The 21,306-nt window shown below is 65.2% G+C and carries 12 protein-coding genes; 4 read left to right on the top strand and 8 right to left on the bottom strand.

The annotated features are described in order from the left end of the window. Positions 1 to 49: 49 nt before the first annotated feature. The 3 genes from P2869_RS17025 (at position 50) to P2869_RS17035 (ending at position 4,493) form a co-directional block, all read left to right on the top strand. The gene (locus tag P2869_RS17025) at positions 50 to 1,192 is read left to right on the top strand and encodes an alginate lyase family protein (protein WP_277597057.1); all 1,143 of its coding nucleotides are present in this window, start codon (positions 50 to 52) and stop codon (positions 1,190 to 1,192) included. 46 nt (positions 1,193 to 1,238) lie between these two features. Next, positions 1,239 to 2,627 (top strand): L-serine ammonia-lyase, encoded by a 1,389-nt coding sequence (locus P2869_RS17030; protein WP_277597058.1) that lies wholly within the window; start codon positions 1,239 to 1,241, stop codon positions 2,625 to 2,627. A 153-nt stretch (positions 2,628 to 2,780) separates the two neighbouring features. After that, positions 2,781 to 4,493, top strand: coding sequence for a thiamine pyrophosphate-binding protein (locus P2869_RS17035; protein ID WP_277597059.1), 1,713 nt, complete (start codon positions 2,781 to 2,783; stop codon positions 4,491 to 4,493). A 229-nt stretch (positions 4,494 to 4,722) separates the two neighbouring features. Here P2869_RS17035 and P2869_RS17040 read toward each other — a convergent pair whose 3' ends face one another. From P2869_RS17040 to hemE, 4 genes are all read right to left on the bottom strand, one after another. Next, a complete protein-coding gene (locus P2869_RS17040; RefSeq protein WP_017772234.1) occupies positions 4,723 to 5,871 on the bottom strand; it encodes a branched-chain amino acid ABC transporter substrate-binding protein in 1,149 nt (382 codons plus the stop codon). An 87-nt stretch (positions 5,872 to 5,958) separates the two neighbouring features. Next, complete coding sequence (gene putA / locus P2869_RS17045; protein ID WP_199544462.1) at positions 5,959 to 9,933, bottom strand: trifunctional transcriptional regulator/proline dehydrogenase/L-glutamate gamma-semialdehyde dehydrogenase; 3,975 nt, start codon at positions 9,931 to 9,933, stop codon at positions 5,959 to 5,961. A 1,054-nt stretch (positions 9,934 to 10,987) separates the two neighbouring features. Beyond that, positions 10,988 to 13,243: a primosomal protein N' gene (locus P2869_RS17050; RefSeq protein ID WP_277597060.1), complete on the bottom strand. Its 2,256-nt coding sequence runs from the start codon at positions 13,241 to 13,243 to the stop codon at positions 10,988 to 10,990. A 423-nt stretch (positions 13,244 to 13,666) separates the two neighbouring features. Continuing rightward, positions 13,667 to 14,803, bottom strand: coding sequence for a uroporphyrinogen decarboxylase (hemE, locus tag P2869_RS17055; protein ID WP_277597061.1), 1,137 nt, complete (start codon positions 14,801 to 14,803; stop codon positions 13,667 to 13,669). Positions 14,804 to 15,012: 209 nt separating this feature from the next. Here hemE and P2869_RS17060 point away from each other — a divergent pair, with 209 nt between their 5' ends. Beyond that, positions 15,013 to 15,765, top strand: a complete 753-nt coding sequence (locus P2869_RS17060; RefSeq protein ID WP_277598165.1) for a transporter substrate-binding domain-containing protein — start codon at positions 15,013 to 15,015, stop codon at positions 15,763 to 15,765. Positions 15,766 to 16,287: 522 nt separating this feature from the next. On the opposite strand, the gene P2869_RS17065 is transcribed toward P2869_RS17060, so the two are convergent. The 4 genes from P2869_RS17065 to atpG all read right to left on the bottom strand — a co-directional run bounded on the left by P2869_RS17065 (position 16,288) and on the right by atpG (position 21,260). Beyond that, positions 16,288 to 18,033, bottom strand: coding sequence for an AMP-binding protein (locus P2869_RS17065; RefSeq protein ID WP_277597062.1), 1,746 nt, complete (start codon positions 18,031 to 18,033; stop codon positions 16,288 to 16,290). Positions 18,034 to 18,276: 243 nt separating this feature from the next. Beyond that, positions 18,277 to 18,702 carry a F0F1 ATP synthase subunit epsilon gene (locus tag P2869_RS17070; RefSeq protein WP_017772241.1) on the bottom strand — a complete coding sequence of 142 codons (426 nt, stop codon included), beginning with the start codon at positions 18,700 to 18,702 and terminating at the stop codon, positions 18,277 to 18,279. Positions 18,703 to 18,874: 172 nt separating this feature from the next. After that, positions 18,875 to 20,269: a F0F1 ATP synthase subunit beta gene (gene atpD, locus P2869_RS17075; protein WP_026120933.1), complete on the bottom strand. Its 1,395-nt coding sequence runs from the start codon at positions 20,267 to 20,269 to the stop codon at positions 18,875 to 18,877. A gap of 106 nt (positions 20,270 to 20,375) precedes the next feature. Continuing rightward, positions 20,376 to 21,260, bottom strand: coding sequence for a F0F1 ATP synthase subunit gamma (gene atpG, locus P2869_RS17080; RefSeq protein ID WP_026120934.1), 885 nt, complete (start codon positions 21,258 to 21,260; stop codon positions 20,376 to 20,378). Between the last annotated feature and the right edge of the window lie 46 nt (positions 21,261 to 21,306).

A 21,306-nucleotide genomic window follows, 5' to 3' on the forward strand; every position in this document is an offset into this window, starting at 1 on the left:
CGCAAACCGTTAACATCACACACCTGTCAGCTCGACTCGGGAGTCCCGCATGGTGCGAAAGGTGCGAACGACAACAACAAGGCCCGTACACGGCTCGCGGCATGCGTCTTCCTCATGGGCGATTCGCGTCGCCGCGCTGGTTGTGGCCGGTGGCGCGCTCGCATGGCCAGCGGCTGCGGCGTTGGCGGCCATGAATTTCTGTGCGGCGCCCGCGCTGCAAAGCAGCGAACGCACAAGCACGGACCCGGGCGTCAAAGCACTGGTGGCCGACGTGCAGGCGCGCGTGAACGAAACACCACACGCGGTGCCGCGGCTGCACACCGAAGGCACGTTGCCGCACGAAGGCATCTACGACCAGAGCGTGGAAGCCGAAAAAGATCTCGACCTGATGCGCAACGCCGCGCTCGCCTGGCGCGCCACCACGGACGACCGCTTCCTCAAGCTTGTCGACCGCCTGCTCTACGCATGGGTCACCACGTATCAACCGAGCTTCAACCCCATCGACGAAACGCATTTCGAAGGGCTGATTCTCGCCTACGACATGACCGCGAGCGCGCTGCCCGTGAAGACGCGCAACGCCACGATGGCCTTCCTCACGAAGTTCGCCAACGGCTACATCGCGCAGATCGACGCGCAGCCGCGCCCGCTCGCGGGCACGTTCAGGAACAACTGGCAAAGCCACCGCATCAAACTGATCGCGATGGCAGCGTTCACGCTGGATAACCGCAAGATGATTGCGGCAGCGCAGCGGCTTTTCGTGGAGCACATCGGCGACAACATCGAGCCTGACGGCTCCACCGTCGATTTCACCGAGCGCGACGCGCTGCACTACGTTACGTACGACCTGCAGCCGCTCGTCACGGCCGCGCTTGCGGCACGCCGGCACAACCGCAACTGGCTACCCGAGCGCGCGCCCAGCGGCGCGACGCTCGCTGCCGCGCTTAACTGGCTCACGCCGTATGCGCTCGGCCAGAAGACACACGAGGAGTTCGTGCACTCCACGGTCGCCTTCGATGCGAAGCGTCGCGAAGCCGGGCTGCCGGGCTATTCGGGCGAATGGGACCCGAAGAACGCGGCCGAACTGTTCCACCTGGCCGCGCGCCTCGACGGACGCTATGCGCCCATCGCGCTGAAGCTCGCGCCCACGCCGCCCGCGTGGCTCGCCGTGTGCTTGCCGTTGCCGGCGCGCTGAGTCGCGGCGGAAAACTTTCACTCAATCATTCGTTCCAGGAGCAGTAATGGCAGTCAGCGTGTTCGACCTCTTCAAAATCGGCATCGGTCCCTCCAGCTCGCACACGGTGGGTCCGATGCGCGCGGCGCTGATGTTCGCGCAGGGGCTCGAGCGCGACGGTCTGCTCGATGCGACCGCATCGGTGAAGGTGGATCTGTACGGGTCGCTGGGCGCCACCGGCAAAGGCCACGGCACCGACCGAGGCGTAATGCTCGGTCTTATGGGCGACGCACCGGATACCGTGGATCCCGATACGATCGCCTCGCGCCTCGAAGCCGTGAAGCAATCGCGCGCGCTTGCGCTGCTGGGCCGGCACGCCGTGCCGTTCGTGCAGAAGGACCACATCGGCTTCTTCCGTCAGGCGCTCGCCGAGCATCCCAACGGCATGAAGCTCCACGCGTTCGACGTCGAAGGCACGACGCTACGCGAATCGACGTATCTCTCCGTGGGCGGCGGCTTCGTCGTGACAGCGGGTGCACCGAACACGAAAGTGCTCGCCGCCGTCGACCAGTTGCCGCATCCGTTTCGCACCGGCAACGAACTGCTCGCCATGTGTGCGGCCACGGGCAAGACCATCGCGCAGCTGATGTGGGAAAACGAGCGCGCCTGGCACACCGACGAAGAAACGCGCGCCGGCCTCTTGAAGATCTGGAACGTGATGCAGTCGTGCGTGGCGCGCGGCTGCGGCATCAACAATCCGGATGCGGACGGCACGCTGCCAGGTCCGTTCCAGGTGAAGCGCCGCGCGCCGCAGCTTTACCGCGCGCTCACGGGCAACCCCGAACGTGCACTGCAAGACCCGCTTTCGATGGTGGACTGGATCAACCTTTACGCCATCGCCGTGAACGAGGAGAACGCCGCGGGCGGACGCGTGGTCACGGCGCCCACCAACGGCGCGGCAGGCATCATCCCCGCGGTGCTCCACTACTACACGCGCTTCATGCCAGGCGCGAACGAACAAGGCGTGCTCGACTTCCTCATGACGGCTGCCGCCGTCGGCATTCTGTACAAGCTCAACGCGTCGATTTCGGGCGCCGAAGTGGGCTGCCAGGGCGAGGTGGGCGTGGCGTGCTCGATGGCGGCCGGCGCGCTCGCAGCCGTCATGGGCGGCACGCCGAAGCAGGTGGAAAACGCCGCCGAGATCGGCATGGAACACAACCTCGGCCTCACCTGTGACCCGGTGGGCGGCATGGTGCAGATTCCCTGCATCGAACGCAACGCGATGGCTTCCGTGAAAGCCGTGAACGCCGCGCGCATGGCGCTGCGCGGCGACGGCAGCCACTACGTGTCGCTCGACTCGGTCATCAAGACGATGCGCGAAACGGGCGCCGACATGAAGACGAAGTACAAGGAAACTTCGCGCGGCGGCCTGGCGGTGAACATCGTCGAGTGCTGAGCCGCGTTTGCGGGAGCGCGTGATTCGCGTCGTGACGCTGCGCGATTTGCCGTCGTAAGCTGTCGAAGTCCGATGATTTGCTGAACTCGTTCTCTTGTTCAGGTCCGCGATCAGAACCCACTCAGGACCAACCATCCAGGAGGCTTCACTGCAATGCCGCAGCCGAACATTCCCGCCCCTTCTTCCTCCGATACGACAACGGGTGCGCGCCTCATCGTCGATGCGCTGCTCGGCCACGGCGTTGACCGCGTGTTCTGCGTGCCCGGCGAGAGTTTTCTCGCCGTACTCGATTCGCTGCACGACGAGACGGAGCGTATCCAGACCGTGGTCTGCCGCCACGAAGCCGCGGCGGCCAACATGGCGGAGGCGGTCGGCAAGCTGACGGGGCGGCCGGGCGTGGCGATCGTCACGCGCGGGCCGGGCGCGACGCACGCGTCCATCGGCGTTCACACGGCGTTTCAGGACTCCACGCCAATGATCCTGCTGATCGGTCAGGTGGCGCGCGAACATCTGGACCGCGAGGCTTTCCAGGAAATCGACTACCGCCGCATGTTCGGGCAGATGGCCAAGTGGGTCGCGCAGATCGACGACGCTCGGCGCATTCCCGAGTACCTGAGCCATGCGTTTCACACGGCGACGTCGGGCCGCCCGGGCCCCGTCGTGCTCGCGCTGCCCGAAGACGTGCTGAGCGACATCTGCGCGGCGCAGCCGCCCGCGCCGGCTTATCAGCGCGTAGCGGCCTCACCGTCGCGTGCGCAGATGGAGCGGCTGCGCGAGTTGCTCGAAGCGGCACAACGGCCGTTCGTGGTGGCGGGCGGCAGCGGCTGGACGCCTGCGGCCTGCGAGAACCTCAAGCGCTTCATCGAAAACTGGCGCCTGCCCATCGGCCTCGCGTTCCGCTACCAGGACACGCTCGACAACGAGCATCCGAACTACGCGGGCGACGTCGGGCTCGGCGTGAATCCGGCGCTCGCGCAACGCATCCGCGATGCCGACCTGCTGCTCGCACTCGGCCCGCGTCTTGGCGAAGCCACCACGGGCGGCTACACGCTGCTCGACATCCCGAAGACGAAGCAGACGCTCGTTCACGTCCATCAGGGCGCCGAAGAACTGGGCCGGGTCTACGCGCCGGAGTTGCCCATCGTCTCCGGCATGCCGGAACTCGCCGAACTGCTCGCGCAACTGCAGCCTTCGAAGGAGCCCGTGTGGTCGGGCAGCGCAGCACAAGCACACAGCGCCTACCTCGAATGGCGCAAGCCGCGGCCGATGCCCGGCGAGATCCAGCTGGGCGAGATCATGCAGCAACTGCGCGCGCGGCTGCCTGAAGACGCCATCGTGACAAACGGCGCGGGCAACTACGCGACGTGGCTGCATCGGCACTTCTCGTACCGCCATTTCCGCTCGCAACTCGCGCCCACGAGCGGCGCGATGGGCTACGGCGTGCCGGCGGCGATTGCGGCGAAGTCGCTGTATCCGCAGCGCACCGTCGTGGCGTTCGCAGGCGACGGCTGTTTCATGATGGCGGCACAGGAGTTGGCCACCGCGATGCAATACGGCCTCGGGGTGCTCTTCATCGTGGTAAACAACGGCCATTACGGAACGATCCGCATGCATCAGGAGCGCACGTATCCGGGCCGCGTGCATGGCACGGGGCTGACGAACCCCGACTTCGCCGCATTCGCGCGCGCATTCGGCGCACACGGCGAAACGGTGGAGCGCACCGCAGACTTCCTGCCTGCGCTGGAACGCGCGCTCAACTCGGGCCTGCCCGCGCTGCTCGAACTGCGCGTGCCGCAGGACGCCAGCACACCCGCCGCTACGCTCGGTCAATTGCGCGAGCAGGCGCTGAAGGCGCGCGGTGGCTGAGGCCGCGTACGTCGTACGCGTGCCGTGCGCCGAGTGCGCCGGGTATGCCGAGTGCGCCGATTCACCGCCCGCACCGCGCCACCAATAGCGCGAGCCCCGAAGAAAAGCCCCGCAAGCATTGGCCTGCGGGGCTTTTTCATGGCGTCTACTTCGTCGCGACGCCTGCGGGTAGCTTGCCTTTGGCGCGCCGCCTCGCCGAACGATCAGCCAGGCGGGGCAACCACGCAGCTTACTTGCCGCCCACGCTTTCCAGCGTCGTCCACTTGCCGTCGACAACCTTGTACAGCGTGATGCCACCGTTCTTCAGGTCGCCCTTCGAGTCGTAGGCGAGCTGCTTCGTCGTCACAGCCGGCATGTCGGTCTTCGCGAGGAACGGCAGGTACTTCGCCGGGTCGGTCGAGTTCGCCTTCTTCATGGCCGTGAAGAGCGCCATCGCGCCGTCATACGCGTACGGCGAGTAGGTCTGCACGTCTTCGCCGAAGCGCTTCTTGTACTTCTCGACGTATGTCTTGCCGCCCGGCATTTCGTCCAGCGGCAGGCCGGCAAGCGATGCCACCGTGCCGTTCGCCGCGTCGCCCGCAAGCTGCAGGAAGGTCGGCGTGTGGACCATTTCGCCGCCCATCAGCGGAGCCTTCACGCCCAGCGCCTTCATCTGCTTGACCATCGGTGCGGCCTGCGCGTCTGCGCCGCCGTAGTAGATCAGGTCCGGATTGGCAGCCTTCAGCTTGGTCAGGATCGACTTGAAGTCCACGGCCTTGTCGTTCGTGTATTCACGATCGACGATGGTCGCGCCCGCCGCCTTCGCGGCCTTCTCGAACTGGTCGGCCAGACCCTGGCCGTAGGCCGTGCGATCGTCCACGATCGCAATCTTCTTCATGCCGAGCTTCTTCACCGCGAACGCGCCGGCCACCGAGCCTTGCTGCGTGTCCGAGGTCATCATGCGGAACGTGGTCTTGAAACCTTGCTGCGTGTATTCCGGCGCCGTTGCCATCGCGATCTCGGGAATGCCCGCGTTCGCGTAGATGCGCGAAGCCGGGATCGTCGTGCCCGAGTTGAAGTGGCCGAGCATGCCCTTGATGCCGTCGTCAACGAGCTTCTGCGCGACGGTGGTGCCCGTGCGCGGGTCGGCCTGGTCGTCTGCCGAGTCGAGCACGAAGTGAACCGGCTTGCCGCCGATCACGGGCTTCGTCGCGTTCATGTCTTCGACGGCCAGCGTGATGCCGTTCTGGAAATCTTTGCCGTAGTGCGCCTGCGCGCCCGTCATCGGGCCCGCGAAGCCGATCTTCACGTCGTCTGCCTGCTGCGCATGCGCGGTCCCCGCCAGCGACATTGCAGCAACCAGCGTTGCGCCTGCCAGCTGTTTCATCGTGTGTTGCATATCTTCTCCTTGATACCAGGTATGGAATGGAGCGGCTTACGGGATCGCCGTGCCCCTCCTTCTTTGCGCCGACCGGTCCGGGATGGCTCAGCCGATCGTCATCAAATTCGCGTTACCACCCGCCGCGGCCGTGTTCACGCTGACCGAGCGTTCGGTGAGCAGGCGTTCGAGCGCGTAGTCTTCGTCGCCGCTCGCGAGCGCATGCGCCGCCACGCCCTGCACCGAGACGATGGGCCCCGGCCGCTTCGCCACTTCCTTCACGAGGGCGAGCAGCTCGTCGCTGTCGCCTTCGAACAGCACCGCGTTGAACACGGCATCCGCACCCTTCTTCACGCTCGCATACGGCTTGAGCGCGGCCGGCAGCGCGCCGACCAGCGCCTCGCCCGCGGCGCCGTCGAAGAGCGCCCGGTTGCCGGTGGCCAGCGCCGCCGCGAACTGCGCCCGCGCGCCGCCCGCCGTGGCCGGCACGCAGAGCACGGTGCCGCGCGCGCCGAGCGTGTACGTGTTGCGCTCGCCGGTCGGGCCCGGCAGCACAGCGGTGGCGCCCACGAGTACGTGCTCGAGGTAGCTTTCGCAGCGAGCAGCCAGTGCCGGCTCGCGCTCGGCGATCAGCCAGTCGCGCAGCGCGGTGAGCGCAGCCTGCGCGGAGTGCGGCACGGGCGAACCCGCCGCGCCTTGCGCCTCGTCGCTGCCGTCACCGCTTTGCGGCGCATCCACCACGAGCGTCTGCGCGAGCGACACGGGCAAGCCCGCGGGCCGCGTCGCGAGCAGCCGCTGCAGATAGAGCGGACCGCCCGCCTTCGGCCCCGTGCCCGACAAACCCTCGCCGCCGAACGGCTGCACGCCCACCACTGCGCCGATCACGTTGCGGTTCACGTAGATGTTGCCCACGTGCGCGCGGCCGACCACATGCGCAATGGTTTCGTCGATACGCGTGTGGATGCCGAGCGTGAGCCCGTATCCCGTCGCGCGGATCTGCTCCAGCAGCCGGTCGAGTTGCGCGCGGCGGTAACGTACCACGTGCAGCACCGGACCGAACACTTCGCGCTTGAGTTCGTCGAGGCTATCGATCTCGATCAACGTCGGCGGCACGAACGTGCCTTGCGCGCAGCCTTCCGGCATGTCCAGTTGCGCCACCTTGCGGCCCTTTTCGCGCATCGCGGCAATGTGGGCGTCGATGCCGCGCTTCGCGTCGGCGTCGATCACGGGGCCCACGTCCACCGAAAGGCGGTCCGGGTTACCGATGGTGAGTTCGCGCATTGCGCCCGTGAGCATTTCCAGCGTGCGTTCCGCGACGTCGTCCTGCAGACAAAGAACGCGCAGCGCCGAGCAGCGTTGACCCGCCGAATCGAACGCGGATTGCAGCACGTCGGCCACCACCTGCTCCGCGAGCGCCGACGAATCCACGATCATCGCGTTCTGGCCGCCGGTTTCGGCGATCAGCGGAATCGGGCGGCCTTCGGCGTCGAGGCGTTCCGAGAGCGTCTTGTTGATGAGCCGCGCCACTTCGGTGGAGCCCGTGAACATCACGGCGCGCGTGCGCGGGTCGGCCACGAGCGCGGCACCCACGGTCTCGCCGTCGCCCGGCAGCAGTTGCACGGCGCCGGCCGGCACGCCGGCTTCACGCAGAATGCGCACGGCTTGCGCGGCGATCAGCGGCGTTTGCTCGGCGGGCTTGGCGAGCACGGTGTTACCCGCCGCGAGCGCTGCCGCCACCTGGCCCATGAAAATGGCGAGCGGGAAGTTCCACGGGCTGATGCAGACCACGGGACCGAGCGGGCGGTGCGTGTCGTTCGAGAACTCGCTGCGAATCTGCGCGGAGTAGTAGCGCAGGAAGTCGATGGCTTCGCGAATTTCGGACACTGCGTTCGGCAGCGACTTGCCCGCCTCGCGCACCACGAGGCCCATCAGCGTGTGCATTTGCGCTTCAAGCAGGTCTGCGGCACGCGCGAGGCAATCGGCGCGGGCGTCCACGGGCGTGGCCTGCCAGATCGGCGCGGTGGCCACGGCGTGCGAGAGCGCTGTGTTCACGTGTGCGGCGGTGGCTTCCACCACCGTGCCCACGAGGTCGCGATGATCGGCCGGGTTGCGCACGTCGCGTGCCACGCCGCTCACCGTCTCGGTGTCGTCGAGCATGGGCGCAGCGCGCCACGGATGATGCGCACTCGCCAGCAGCGCCGACGAGAGCGACGCGAGCCGATGTTCGTTCGACAGGTCGAGGCCCATCGAATTGACGCGCTCTGCGCCATACAGATTGCGCGGCAGCGGAATCTTGGAATGCGGCGCGCCGACGGGTGAAACCTTCGCGGCTTCCTCGACCGGATCGGCCACGAGTTCGGCCACCGGCACGGAGGTGTCCGCGATACGGTTCACGAACGACGTGTTGGCGCCGTTTTCGAGCAGGCGCCGCACGAGGTACGCGAGCAGCGTCTCGTGCGTGCCGACCGGCGCGTAGACGCGGCACGGGCGGTTCAGCTTGCCTGCGGAGACCGGCCCCGTCACCTCTTCGTAGAGCGGCTCGCCCATGCCGTGCAGGCACTGGAACTCGTACTGGCCGGGGTAGTAGTTCTGCCCCGCGAGGTGATAGATGGCCGAGAGCGTATAGGCATTGTGCGTGGCGAACTGCGGATAGACGGCGTCCGGCGCCGCGAGCAGCTTCTTCGCGCACGCAAGGTACGAGACGTCCGTGTAGATCTTGCGCGTGTAGACCGGGTAGCCTTCCAGGCCGTCCACCTGGGCGCGCTTGATTTCGCTGTCCCAGTAGGCGCCCTTCACGAGCCGCACCATGATGCGGTGACGGCTGCGGCGTGCGAGATCCACGATGTAGTCGATCACGAACGGGCAGCGCTTCTGGTACGCCTGCACCACGAAACCGATGCCGTTCCAGCCTTGCAGCTCGGGGTCGAAGCAGAGCGCTTCGAGCAGATCGAGCGAGATTTCGAGGCGGTCCGCTTCTTCGGCGTCGATGTTGAGACCGATGTCGTAGCGGCGCGCGAGGATCGCGAGCGAGCGCACGCGCGGCAGCAGCTCCGTCATCGTGCGTTCCTGCTGCGAACGCGAGTAGCGCGGATGCAGCGCCGAAAGCTTGATGGAGATGCCGGGGCCTTCGTAGATGCCGCGCCCGCCCGCCGCCTTGCCGATGGCGTGAATGGCCTGCTCGTAGGACGCGTAGTAGCGCTGCGCGTCGGCCTCCGTGGTGGCGGCTTCGCCCAGCATGTCGTACGAATAGCGGAAGCCCCGCGCCTCGAACTTGCGGCTGTTCGCGAGCGCTTCGCTGATGTTCTCGCCCGTCACGAACTGCTCGCCCATCAGGCGCATGGCCATGTCCACGCCCTTGCGGATGAGCGGCTCGCCGCCCCGGCCAATCAGGCGCGTCAGCGCCGACGAGAGGCCCGTTTCGCTGTTGGTCGTGACGAGCTTGCCGGTAATCATCAGGCCCCAGGTGGCCGCGTTCACGAACAGCGACGGCGCGTGGCCGACGTGCGACTTCCAGTCGCCCTTGCTGATCTTGTCGCGAATCAGGGCGTCGCGCGTGGCGCGGTCGGGAATGCGCAGCAGCGCTTCGGCGAGGCACATGAGCGCCACGCCTTCCTGGCTCGACAGCGAGAACTCGTGAATCAGCCCTTCCACACCGCCGCCCGAGCGCTTCGCGCGCAAGGCTTCGACAAGGCGCGCGGCCAGCTTCTGCACGTCTGCGCCGAGGCTGGGCGAAAGACGCGCCTGACCCATCAGGAACGGCACGCACTCCGGCTCGGGCCGGCGGTACGCCGCCGTGATCGCCGCGCGCAGCACCGACTGCGGCTGCACGTTCTGCGCGAATTCGAGGAACGGATGCGAGGCGCTGTCTTCCTCGGCGTCGACGGCGGCGCCGTCGGCGAGGTCGGTTGCACCGTGGTGACCGGTGAGTTCGGCGGGCAGTTGGCCGTGCTCGATCTTCTCGAGGTAGGCAAAGATGGCCTGCTTGATGAGCCAGTGGGGGGTGCGCTCGAGGCGCGCGGCGGCGTCTTTCAGCCGGGTACGCAGGAGGTCGTCGACTTTGACGCCGAGGGTGGTGCTCGCCATATTTCGCTCACGGGCCGGTGCGACCGGCCAATACCAAAAAAGTTGGCCGAATCGTACGCCTCCCAATAAAAAGGTGCAACCAAACGGGAACGTGGGTTGCACCGCCTTGGAAGCCTTATGGCACAAGGGTTTTCAGTCGATCGCACCAAACCGGGGCGCGCTATGCGGAATCGGTATTTTCCCTGATGAGATTCTTTGTGCCGCCGCCCTTATCGAAACGCCGACGCCGCCGTTATACAGCTATGCGCCCTGTCGCACGGTGCTCGACTAAAAGGATTGGCGAAATGGAAAAGTGGATGGTAATTGCTGGCGTGTGGGCGATGTGCGCGACGTGCGCGATCCTGTTTATTCGCGGGGCCTCGTCCCCGGCGGTCCGCCCCGTTCCTGTAAAGGATTCGTCGGGACGCGACGCGCGCGGGCTCATCGACGCACAGCGCCACGAAAGCTGAAGAGAAGCTGGCGAACCCGGATCTCGACAGGGGTTGCCCTCGCCGGGCGCGCGCGTCGCACGTTCAGGCGCGCGACGTGCGGGTGCGCTGACAAAGAGGCCGCTGACAAAGCGGGCGCTCAAGCAGGGCGCGAGGACAGGGCATCCAGGCGGCGCCCGGCAGCTGCGGCAGTCACGCCGATGCTGAGGCCAACCAAGGCTGAAACTGCGGGCAGGTATCGCGAAGCGAGACCCGGCGAATCGTGCAGCGTGCAGAGACGGCTTCAAGGCGACAGCATCTCCGAAACCCGAACCGAATACAGCGAGACCCGCAATGCTCTGCTCTATCGAATGTCGATCGTCCGCACGCAACCGGCAGGCCGCGCAGCAGCGCGCGCGGTCCAGTTGCGCCAGCGCGGCGGCGCGTCCGCCGGCACTCATGTTCCCGGCGCGAGGCTATGCCAGTACGGTGCGAGCACGTGCGCGGACAGCGCGTAACCGCTGGCGGTATTAACCGCGATTGGTTACGACAGCGCACCCCCGCATTCATGAGCCCGCCTTTCGCGCTGTCGATATGACCCGCGCGGATAGGCGCCTTCCCTTCGCTACGCTCGACCGGCAACAGCCTCAGATATCGAGCGGATCCACCTCGACACTCCAGCGCAGCACGCCTTTGATCTGACGCAGCGCCGGCAGCCATGCCCGCAGCGTGGCCTGCAGCGCGGCGCGCGACCCGCTTTCGATCAACAACTGGGCGCGATGCACGTGCATCACTTTCACGATGGTCATGGGCACGGCGTCGTAGGCCGTGACGCGCTCCGCGGCCGGAATCTCGTGCAGCGCCGCGGCGGCCTGCTGAAGGAACGCAAGTGCGGCATCGAGCGTGCGCCCCTCGGCGCGCAGCAGCGCCTGGTAGACGAAAGGCGGCAGATGGGCGTCGCGACGCTCCGCGAGCGTCGCTGTCGCGAACCCCACGTAGTCGTGACGCGTGAGCGCGTGATAGAGCGCGTGGCGCGCGTAGCGCGTCTGCACCAGCACTTCGCCCGGCAAGCCGGCGCGCCCCGCGCGCCCGCTCACCTGCATCAGTTGCGCGAACAGACGCTCGCTGGCGCGAAAGTCGTGCGAGAAGAGCGCCGTATCCGCATTGAGCACGCCCACCAGCGAGACACGCTGGAAGTCGTGGCCCTTCGCGATCATCTGCGTGCCCACCAGGATATCCACCTCGCCCGCGTGCACGTCCGAAAACAGCGCTTCGGCGCTGCCTTTGCGGCGCGTGCTGTCCGCGTCGATGCGCAGCACGCGGGCGCCGGGCACGGCCTGGGCGAGCGCTTCCTCGATGCGCTGGGTGCCGCGGCCCATCGGCGCGATATCGACGTTGCCGCAGTCCGGGCACGCGCGCGGAATGCGTGACTCCCAGCCGCAATGGTGGCAACGCAGCGCGCGCTCTGGCTTGTGGAGCACGACGTAGGCGCTGCACCGCGGGCAACCGGCCACCCAGCCACAGGCGTCGCACGAAAGGATGGGCGCGTAGCCGCGGCGATTCAGAAACACGAGGCTCTGCTCGCCGCGTTCGAGGCGCGTCTTCATCGCGGCGACGAGTGGCCCGGAGAGCCCCTCGAACGATGCACGGCCGCGGCGGTGCTCGTCTTCGAGATCGATCAGCTTTACGACGGGCAACGCCGCATCGGTCACGGCCCGGCGAGACAGCGTGAGCCGCGTATAGCGGCCCTGCTCCGCGAGCCACCAGCTTTCCAGCGACGGCGTAGCCGAGCCGAGCACCACGGGCACGTCGAGCTGCTTCGCGCGCCACACGGCGAGGTCGCGCGCGGAGTAACGCAAGCCTTCCTGCTGCTTGTAGGCGGGGTCGTGCTCCTCGTCGACCACGATGATGGCGAGCTTCGGCAACGACGCCAGCACCGCGAGCCGCGTGCCGAGCACGATGCGCGCGTGGCCCGTGTGTGCAGCGAGCCAGTTGCGCGCGCGTTCGCCCTCGGCGAGACCGCTGTGCAGCGTGACGATGGCGCCCTCCGCCAGGGACGCAAAGCGCGCGCGGAACGCCGCTTCGAACTGCGGCGTGAGGTTGATTTCAGGCACGAGGACGAGCGCCTGAGCATCCGGACGACGCTCGAGCAGATGAGCGAGCGCGCGCAGATAGACCTCGGTCTTGCCGCTGCCGGTCACGCCGTGGAGCAGAAACGGCGCGAAGCCGCTGGCGTCGGTGATGGCGGCGAGCGCGATGGTTTGCTCGTCGGTCAGAACGGGGAGCGATACGGGGCCGGCCGTGGTGACGGGCGGGGTCGCGCTATTGCCCGCCGCAAACGGATCGACCACCTCGCGCTGAAGCCAGCCCGTTTCGCACCAGGCATCGAGCACGGCCACGGCTTTGGGATGGACCGAACGCGCGTCGGAGGCGAAAAGCGCATCCTCGGCCAGCAACGCCGCGGCCAGTCGACGCAGCGCATTGGCGCGCACGGGCAGGGAGTCCGGTAGAGCGCCGCGGCCAGCGGGCAGCACGCGGTAGCGCGGCTCGTGCGCGAACAGGCGTTCCCAGCGGGACGCGTCGCGCAGTGCCTGGGGCAGCGCCGGCAACGCGACTTCGCCCAGGCCGCGCTGGTAGTAGTCCGCGGCGAAGGCGGCGAGCGCGAGCCAATCGGCGGAAAGCGGAGGACAACCGCCGCACACGCTCGTGACGTTGCGCAGACGATCAGGCGGCACGTCGCTGTGAGCGGTCACTTCGCATACGAGCCCCACCGCTTCGCGTCGTCCGAACGGCACGTTGACCAGCGTCCCGGGCAGTGGGGCCGGCCCGCCGCCCGGGTAGCGATAGTCGAAGAGCGTGGACAGCGGATGGTCCAGCGCGACGCGGACAAAGCGGTCCGTCATTCGGCTGCCTTTAGCATGGGCCGGTCGCGGCGAGTGTTGTCCAGCCCACACTTAAAGTAAAACTTCACTTTCGGCGCTAAGTTAAGGATTCGGCTGAACAAATGCGCCGCGAATCGCGGCGCGCCTGTGGATAACTTTGTTAAGAAGTTCGCCCGGAAGGCCGCCCCGCGGCGTTTGGCCGCTATTCGGCCAGGAAGGCCGGCCTGACGGCCGCTCCGCGAAAAGCCTTGTCTGTCAAGGGATTGATCAAAATCGCGGCGATCCGGCAAGGACTTTGCAGCGACGAAATGCTCTACCGCGCCGCAACGTGACCTGTGTGCATAAGTCAAGTCTTGACAACGCGAAAAGGGCCTGTGGATGGCCTTCTGCGTCCCCCGGCACCCTGAGGCGTGGAGCCCACTTCATCGCACCGCAACAAAACCGTCACACAACGGGGCCGGATGGGGTCATGCCCGCCGTCAGACCCGCTGTTAGCCCCGTTCCGCGAATTGCCCGGCTGTGCCGATGCACCTCGTCCACCAGCTCTGCGACGTGCTCCGGCGGCGTGAACTGCGAGATGCCGTGCCCCAGGTTGAAAACATGGCCCGGATGGTCGCCAAAGCTGTCGAGCAGCGCGCGCGCCTCGATGCGGATGCTCGACGGCGGCGAGAACAGCACAGTGGGGTCCAGGTTGCCCTGCAACGCAACGCGGTCGCCCACGAGTTCGCGCGCACGACCCAGATTCACGGTCCAGTCGAGCCCGACGGCGTCCACGCCGGTGGCCGCGATTTCTTCCAGCCACAACCCGCCGCCCTTCGTGAACGTGATGACGGGCACGCGTGCGCCATCGTGCTCGCGCTTGAGCTGCTGCACGACCTCGCGGATGTAGTGCAGCGAGAAGCGCTGATAGACCCCATCTGCAAGCGCCCCGCCCCACGTGTCGAAAATCATCACGGCTTGCGCGCCGGCTTCGATCTGCGCATTCAGGTACGCGGCCACGGACTTCGCGTTGATGTCGAGAATGCGATGCATCAGGTCCGGGCGGGCGTACAGCATCGTCTTCACGGTGCGGAAATCGTCGGAGCCGCCGCCTTCCACCATGTAGCACGCAAGCGTCCACGGGCTGCCCGAAAAGCCGATCAGCGGCACACGCTGGCGGCCTTGCGCGTCGACGAGCGCGCGGCGGATCTGGCGAACGGCGTCGGTCACATAGCGCAGCGTGCCGTCGATATCGGGTACGGCGAGCCGCGCCACGTCCTCTTCGGTGCGCACGGGGCGCGCGAACTTCGGTCCCTCGCCCGCGGCGAAGTCGAGGCCGAGGCCCATCGCGTCGGGAACGGTGAGGATGTCCGAGAACAGAATGGCGGCGTCGAGCGGATAGCGGTCGAGCGGCTGGAGCGTGACCTCGGTCGCGTAGTCGGGATTCTTGGCAAGCCCGAGAAAGCTGCCGGCGCGGCTGCGCGTGGCGTTGTACTCGGGCAGATAGCGCCCCGCCTGGCGCATGAGCCACACCGGCGTGTACTCGGTGGGCTGTCGCAACAGCGCGCGCAGGAAAGTGTCGTTCAGAAGGGGATGGGCCACGTTGCGGAGCGTCTGTCGCGTGAAAGGCAAAGCCGCATTTTACCCGTACGGCGCCTGGCTATTGCGGCCTCTCGCTGCGTACTATCATCAAGGGCCGCATCGATTCATCGGGCATTCACAAACGAGGAGACCTCATGAGAAGAAATCGGACCACCGCTATCGCGTCAAGCATCGCATCGAGCGCATTGGCCGGCGCCTTGCTCGCCGGCATGGTGGGCTGCGCACAGAATCCCGCAGCGCCGCAGAACGAAGCGAAGGCCACGTCGCGTCTGGATGAAATTCTCGCGCGCGGCACGCTGCGCGCCTGCACCACCGGCGACTACAAGCCCTATTCATACTACCGGCCGGACGGCCAGTTCGAAGGCATCGACATCGACATGACGCAATCGCTCGCGAAGTCGCTTGGCGTGAAGGCGGAGTTCGTGAAGACAACGTGGTCGAACCTGATGAACGACTTCGTCGCGAAGTGCGATGTGGGTGTGGGCGGCGTCTCGACCACACTCGAAAGACAAAAGCGCGCGTTCTTCACGCAGGCTTATCAGATCGACGGCAAGGCACCTATCGTGCGATGCAGCGACGTGAGCCGATACCAGACGGTGGAGCAGATCGACCGGCCCTCCACACGCGTCATCGTCAACCCGGGCGGCACGAACGAACGTTTCGCGAAACAGTTCTTCCCGCACGCCAACCTCACGGTGTATCCGGACAACGTCACGATCTTCAAGCAAATTCTCGCGGGCAAGGCCGATGTGATGGTGACCGACGCGTCCGAAACGCTTTTGCAGCAGAAGCTGAATCCGGGGCTATGCTCCGTTCATCCCGACAAGCCGTTCCAGTACGGTGAGAAGGCATGGTTGCTGCCTCGCGGCGATGTGGTCTTCCAGCAGTACGTCGATCAATGGCTGCACCTGTTGCGTGCGACGGGCGAGTACCAGTCGATCTCGGACAAGTGGCTGAAGTAACCGTAACCGCGCCCCGAATGCGCGATTCCTGACTGTTTCTTACGACGCATCGTGCGCAATGATTGCGGTATGCATAGCGTGCGATGCGCTCTGAATGCGAGTGTTTCTGAGCCTCTAATTAAGAGATAAAAATACCGGTAAATTCGACCGAAAAACGTCATAAGGACGGCAAAAAAATCGCGGAGAGCCTTATCTGGCGGGCGTTACAACCTGAAACACTTTGTTACCGCGCTACCGGGTTAATTCGCCCACAATGCCCTTCAACGCTTTAACGGTTTCAACACGGATGTGGCCAGGTGTAAGTGTGAGCGGACACGATTCATCGGCCGGTCGGCGTAAGCCGAAGCCCTTCGCAGGGGCATCCTTGCTGGAGCCGTGACACGGCCTGCAGGCCTTCACGAGCGGCTCCTTCATTGGTCTCCTCGCGCTAACCCCGTAGCGTGTGGTTTTTAGCGGGCTCCAGGCCCGCTTTTTTTTTGCCATTTTTCGGGCTCCAGAACATCTTCCTTCGCCCGGAAAACTTCACGCAGTCTTCTGCACCGTGAGATGCAGTTCGTCGATCATGCGCTCGCGCATCACGAACTTCTGAATCTTGCCCGTCACCGTCATCGGCAGTTCATCGACGAAGCGCACGTACTTTGGAATCTTGTAGTGCGCAATCTGACCACGGCAGAACTCCTGAATCTCGTCGGGCGTGGCCTGCTCTCCCGAGCGCAGCACGATCCACGCGCATAGCTCTTCGCCATACTTCTGATCCGGCACACCGAACACCTGCACGGTCTGGATCTTCGGATGGCGGAACAGAAACTCCTCCACTTCGCGCGGGTAAATGTTCTCGCCGCCACGAATGACCATGTCCTTCAGGCGACCCACGATGTTGCAGTAGCCTTCGGCGTCGATCGTTGCGAGATCGCCCGTGTGCATCCAGCCATCCACGATGCTTTCCTTCGTCTTTGCGTCGTCGCCCCAGTAGCCGAGCATCACGGAATAGCCCTTCGTGCACAGCTCGCCTGTGTCGCCAACCGGCACGATGTTGCCCAGCGGATCGACGATCTTCACTTCGAGGTGCGGCTGGATGCGGCCTACCGTTGTCGTGCGCTTGTCGAGCGGATCTTGCGTAGAACTCTGGAACGACACAGGGCTCGTTTCCGTCATGCCATAGGCGATGGTGATTTCGCTCAGATGCATCTTCGAGACCACACGCTTCATGGTCTCGATAGGACATGGCGAGCCGGCCATGATGCCGGTGCGCAGACGCGAGAGATCGAACGTCGCGAAATCGGGATGATCCAGTTCCGCGATGAACATGGTGGGTACGCCATGCAGCGCCGTGCACCGTTCTTCGGCAACAGCAGCCAGCGTGGCACGCGGATCGAACGCTTCGCCGGGAAACACCATATTGGCGCCCACCGAAACACACGCGAGCACGGCCAACACCATGCCGAAGCAGTGATAAAGCGGCACCGGAATGCAGAGCGCGTCCTGCTCGGTGAGCCGCATCGCCATCGCGATAAAACGCGCATTGTTCACAACGTTGCGATGCGTGAGCGTGGCGCCTTTCGGGTTGCCTGTCGTGCCGCTGGTGAACTGGATGTTGATGGGATCGTACCGGTCGAGCGTGGCGCCTATACCGTCTAGCGTGGCCTTGCTGTTCTGCTCGCACCACACGCGGCCGCGCTCCACCACATCGGAGAAGGTCAGCATGCCCGGCGTTTCGGTGTCGCACATGCGGATCACCATGCGCAAATCCGGCAGTCGGGCTGCATGCAGGTCGCCCGGCGTTGCGCTCGCGAGTTCGGGGGCAAGCTCCTGCAGCATCTCCAGATACATCGACGTCTTGAAGCGCTCCGCCGAAATGATGGCCTTGCAGCCCACCTTGTTCAGCGCGTATTCGAGTTCGTGCAGCCGATAGGCCGGATTGATGTTCACGAGCACGGCGCCGATGCGCGCCGTGGCGAATTGCGTGAGCAGCCATTCGACGCGGTTCGGCGACCAGATGCCGACGCGATCGCCCTTCACGATGCCAAGCGATGCGAGCCCGGCGGCGAGCACGTCCACCTCGTCGGCGAACTCGCGCCACGTCCAGCGAATGTCCTGCTCGCGAAACACCACGGCTGGCCGGTCGGGAAAGCGCTCAACAGTGTCGAGCAGGAACTGCGCGATCGTCGCCTCGCTGAGCGGAATATCGGTTGCGCCGCGCACGTATGAAAGGCCGTCTTTCGGTTCAATACATGCGGACGCGTCGCCGCCCGCAGCTTGCGTTGCCATGGTGATGTCTCCGTGAGAGGTGAGCTCTCTATTGAAATGAATTTGAAACCGATTCTGCCACTGCTCGATGACGCCACGGCATCAAGTCTTACCCGCAGCGCGCCTGGCCATGTCGATGACGATGGTCACGGCCAGTCAGCGGCGACGGACTCTCGATTTTGCTGACCTTTCCGTAAACGTCAAGTGTGGACGAAAAAAAAGCAGCCACGAAGGCTGCTTTCTTTGACCGTCGTCGCCGAGCGATCAGTGCTGACCGCGCAGCTTGCGCAGACGCTGGATCGCAGCGAGCTGTGCCGTCGCGTACGCAAGTTCCGCCTGAGCGGTGGCGTACTCGATGTTCGAGCCGGTGTTCTGCAGCGCCTCTTCCGCGCGCTTGCGGGCCTGCTCGGCCTTCGCCTCGTCGAGGTCCTTGCCGCGAATCGCCGTGTCGGCCAACACCGTCACTGCGCCCGGCTGCACTTCGAGGATGCCGCCGGCGACGAACACGAACTCTTCCTCGCCGTTCTCAGCCTCGATGCGCACCGCACCCGGACGAATCCGCGTGATGAGCGGCGTGTGGCCCGGCAGAATGCCGAGCTCGCCCGCCTCGCCCGGCAGCGCGACGAATTTCGCCTGGCCCGAGAAGATCTGCTCTTCCGCGCTGACGACGTCTACCTTGATCGTTGCCATATGTGTCGACTCCTGCCGACGAGTGCGAGCGGCTCGCGCTCACTCTCGTCCATGCAAAGCTGGTTGAGCGTAGGACGGGGCGCTACGTGTTGTCCGCGTCTTTGCCGCGTCGTGTGTACGACTGCGGCGAGACGAAAACCCACGCGGCGCCCTGCTTCGTTACACCCGACCGTTACTGGATCTTCTTGGCCTTCTCGAAGGCTTCGTCGATCGTGCCGACCATGTAGAACGCCTGCTCCGGCAGGTGGTCGCACTCGCCTTCCACGATCATCTTGAAGCCGCGGATGGTTTCCTTCAGCGGCACGTACTTGCCAGGCGAGCCCGTGAACACTTCAGCAACGTGGAACGGCTGCGACAGGAAACGCTGGATCTTACGTGCACGCGCCACCGACAGCTTGTCTTCCGGCGACAGTTCGTCCATGCCCAGAATCGCGATGATGTCGCGCAGTTCCTTGTAGCGCTGCAGCGTTTGCTGCACGCCGCGCGTGATCGTGTAGTGCTCTTCGCCGATCACGTTCGGGTCGATCTGACGCGAGGTCGAATCGAGCGGGTCCACGGCGGGGTAGATACCGAGCGACGCGATGTCACGCGAAAGCACGACCGTTGCGTCCAGGTGGCCGAAGGTCGTGGCAGGCGACGGGTCGGTCAAGTCGTCCGCAGGCACGTACACGGCTTGCACCGAGGTAATCGAGCCCGTCTTGGTCGACGTGATGCGTTCCTGCAGCTTGCCCATTTCTTCAGCCAGCGTCGGCTGATAACCCACCGCCGACGGCATCCGGCCCAGCAGTGCCGACACTTCCGTACCGGCCAGCGTGAAACGGTAGATGTTGTCGACGAAGAACAGCACGTCGCGGCCTTCGTCGCGGAAGTGCTCGGCCATCGTCAGACCGGTCAGCGCCACACGCAGACGGTTGCCCGGCGGCTCGTTCATCTGGCCGTACACCAGCGCGACCTTGTCCAGAACGTTGGAGTCCTTCATTTCGTGGTAGAAGTCGTTCCCTTCACGGGTACGCTCGCCCACGCCCGCGAACACGGAGTAACCGCCGTGTTCCTTCGCGATGTTGTTGATGAGCTCCATCATGTTGACGGTCTTGCCCACACCCGCACCGCCGAACAGACCCACCTTGCCGCCCTTCGCGAACGGGCAGATCAGGTCGATAACCTTGATGCCGGTTTCGAGCAGTTCCGTGGAGGGCGCCAGTTCGTCGAACGCCGGAGCCTTCTGGTGGATCGAGCGCTTGTGTTCGCTTTCGATCGGACCGGCTTCGTCGATCGGACGGCCGAGCACGTCCATGATGCGGCCGAGCGTCGGCTTGCCGACCGGCACCGAGATCGGGTGGCCGGTGTTCTTGACCATGATGCCGCGGCGCAGACCATCCGATGCACCCAGACAGATCGTACGCACAACGCCGTCGCCCAGCTGCTGCTGCACTTCCAGCGTCAGCTCCGTGCCTTCCAGAATGAGGGCGTCGTAGACCTTCGGCATGTGCTCACGCGGGAACTCCACGTCGATCACCGCGCCGATGCACTGTACGATCTTGCCTTCTACCAAAGCAGTTGTACTCATCGCTTTTCCTTTAGATACCTGATTCTTCACTCGCGCTAGGGCGCCATCTCGAGCGCCCGGCTACGGGGACGTTTCGTCTCGCGCCTGTCTGGCCGCACCGTCGCGGTCAGACTGCCGCCGCGCCGCTCACGATTTCCGACAGTTCCTTCGTAATCGCGGCCTGACGGCTCTTGTTGTACGAGAGCTGCAGTTCGTTGATCACGGTCTTCGCGTTGTCCGAAGCGGCCTTCATCGCCACCATCCGCGCCGACTGTTCCGAAGCCATGTTTTCGGCCACGGCCTGGTAGACGAGCGCTTCGACGTAGCGCACCAGCAGTTCGTCCACCACGGCCTGCGGGTCCGGCTCGTAGATGTAGTCCCACGAAGTCTTCGGCGTCGTACCGTCGCCTTCCCTGCTTTCGAAGCGCTCGGCCGACAACGGCAGCAGTTGCTCGATCACCGGCTCCTGCTTCATCGTGTTGACGAAGCGCGTGTACGCGAGATACACCGCCGAGATCTTGCCTTCCGAATACTGGTCGAGCTGCACCTTCACCGCGCCGATCAGCTTTTCGAGGTGCGGCGTGTCGCCCATCTGCACGACGTTCGACACCACCTTCGCGCGGATACGGTTCAGAAAACCGAGACCCTTGCTACCGATCGCCGTTGCCTCGATCGACTTGCCTTCGCCTTCGAGTTCCTTGAACTTGTTCAGCGTGGCACGCAGCACGTTCGTGTTCATGCCGCCGCACAGACCCTTGTCCGTCGTGACGAGAATCACGCCCGCCGTCTTCGCCCCGGTGTTGGCCACCATGAACGGATGACGGTACTCGGGGTTCGCGCTGCTCATGTGCGCAGCGATGTCGCGGACCTTGTCGGCATACGGGCGAGCAGCGCGCATGCGCTCCTGGGCGCGGCGCATCTTGGACGCGGCCACCATCTCCATCGCCTTCGTGATCTTGCGCGTGTTTTGCACGCTCTTGATCTTGCCGCGAATTTCCTTCATTCCAGCCATTGCTTGCTCCTTGATCGAAGCGCGGCGGGTGCACTTGCGTGCCGCC

The sequence above is a fragment of the Paraburkholderia sp. SUR17 genome, from assembly GCF_029536165.1.
Classification (GTDB): domain Bacteria; phylum Pseudomonadota; class Gammaproteobacteria; order Burkholderiales; family Burkholderiaceae; genus Paraburkholderia; species Paraburkholderia kururiensis.